2 protein-coding genes and 1 pseudogene are annotated in these 1,789 nt (G+C 65.6%); 2 read left to right on the top strand and 1 reads right to left on the bottom strand.

Going from position 1 to position 1,789, the window contains the following annotated elements:
• A pseudogene (locus tag ACE3S9_RS19200) lies at positions 1–293 on the bottom strand (hypothetical protein); the annotation flags it as partial.
• A gap of 189 nt (positions 294–482) precedes the next feature.
• Here ACE3S9_RS19200 and ACE3S9_RS19205 point away from each other — a divergent pair.
• Both ACE3S9_RS19205 and ACE3S9_RS19210 read left to right on the top strand, forming a co-directional pair.
• Positions 483–1,463: an NADPH:quinone oxidoreductase family protein gene (locus ACE3S9_RS19205; protein WP_374548079.1), complete on the top strand. Its 981-nt coding sequence runs from the start codon at positions 483–485 to the stop codon at positions 1,461–1,463.
• Positions 1,464–1,569: 106 nt separating this feature from the next.
• The coding region (locus ACE3S9_RS19210) for a LemA family protein (RefSeq protein WP_374548080.1) at positions 1,570–1,789 on the top strand (220 nt) is incomplete at its 3' end.

The raw sequence follows: 1,789 nt of genomic DNA on the forward strand, positions 1-1,789 counted from the left end.
GAGGAGGGCTCGCGCGACTTCGGCTGCGCCAAAGCGTAGCAGGTCTTGGTCTTGCCCTGCGTCGCATAGGCGCCCCATTCGCCGAAGGTTCCGAGCTGCACGGCCTTGCCGGGCTCGGCGCCCTTGGCGGCTTTGGCGTCCTTGCCCTTGGCGGCGTCCGTCGCGGGCGCGGTCTTGGAATGGCTGGTCTTGTCCTTGGCCAGGACAGTCGGCGCCGGGCCGAGCGCGCAGACGAAGGCCAAGGCGGCGCCGGCGAACAGAATGCGCGTGCGGGGAAGGGCGATGGCGATCATGAAACGATCTGGGCTCCGGTGGCGGGAACGAATCGGCAGGGTGAATCATAGCGCCAATCGCAGGCGCGGGAATCCCCGCCGCGCTGGCTTTATGAGCGGAAACGGGCAAAAATCCGTTCCGCGACAGGCTCTGCCGGCGCCGTATTTTGACGGCGCCGGCCACCCTGCCCCGAAATGGAAAGAGATTCAATGATCGCCGCGCTTTGCGAAACCTTTGGCCCGCCTGAAAATCTCGTTCTGCGCGAATTGCCCGATCCTCTGCCCGGACCGGGCGAGGTTCTGGTTGCGCCGGCGCGCGTCGCGCTGAATTTTTTCGACACTTTGATCATCGAGAACAAATATCAGCTCAAGCCGGCGTTGCCTTTTTCGCCGGGCGGCGAGTTCTGCGGAACGGTGCTGGCCTTGGGCGCGGGCGTCGAGGGCTTCGCCATCGGCCAGCGCGTCGCCGGCTATTGCTCCTATGGCGCGGCGCGCTCGCGACTGGTTCTGCCGGCCGCGATCCTGACCGCCGTCCCCGACGCTTTGAGCGACGACCAGGCCGCCGGCCTGTTCATCACCTATGGTACGTCGATGTATGGGCTGCAGCAGCGGGCCGCCCTCCAGCCGGGCGAGACGCTTGCCGTGCTCGGCGCCTCGGGCGGGGTGGGGCTGGCCGCCGTCGAGATCGGCGCGGCCGTGGGCGCCCATGTCATCGCCTGCGCCTCGTCGCCGGACAAGATCACCTTTGCGAAACAATATGGCGCGCATGACGGCGTCGATTACGCCAGCGAAGAGCTGAAAGAGGCGCTGAAACAGCGCACGGGCGGGAAGGGCGTGGATTGCGTCTATGACGCCATCGGCGGCGATTATAGCGAGGCGGCATTGCGGGCCATGGCCTGGAACGGCCGTTTTCTGGTGGTCGGCTTCGCGGCGGGCGAAATCCCCAAAATGCCGCTCAATCTCGTCTTGTTGAAAGGCTGCGCCATTCTCGGCGTCTATTGGGGCGAGTTCGTCAAGCGCGAGCCGCGCGCCCACAGCGAGAATATGGCGCAGATCTTCGACTGGACCGCGAGGAAGATCCTCTCCGCCCATGTCCACGCCGTCCTGCCGCTCAATGAGATCGCCAAGGCCCTGAATATGCTGAAGGAGCGCAAGGCGCAGGGAAAAATCGTGCTGTCGATCCCGCAATAGGCCTATTTTCGCGCTGGCTTGGCCGCGCGCGCCCGCATAGATTGGGCCGTCTTCGGGGCGAAGACGGCCGCCGCCGCCGCCCGACGTCTGAAGAGGAAGAGCCGCCATGTCGTTCTCATCGCGCCTGCGCAATCTTGTCGCCGTCGTCCTGCTCGGCGTCGGCCTTTCGGCCTGCGGCTACAACACCATTCCGACCGCAGAGGAAACCGCCAAGGCGCGCTGGGCCGACGTCCAGAACAATTACCAGCGTCGCGCCGACCTGATCCCCAATCTCGTCGCCACCGTCCAGGGCTACGCCAAGCAGGAAAAGGACGTGCTGACCGCCG

Origin of the sequence: Rhodoblastus sp., from assembly GCF_041915505.1 — a bacterium.
In the GTDB taxonomy this organism is placed as follows: domain Bacteria; phylum Pseudomonadota; class Alphaproteobacteria; order Rhizobiales; family Beijerinckiaceae; genus Rhodoblastus.

What these genes read in the sequence shown, in the direction of transcription:
- ACE3S9_RS19205 (WP_374548079.1), top strand. Translation starts at nt 483, where the DNA reads ATGATCGCCGCGCTTTGCGAAACCTTTGGCCCGCCTGAAAATCTCGTT.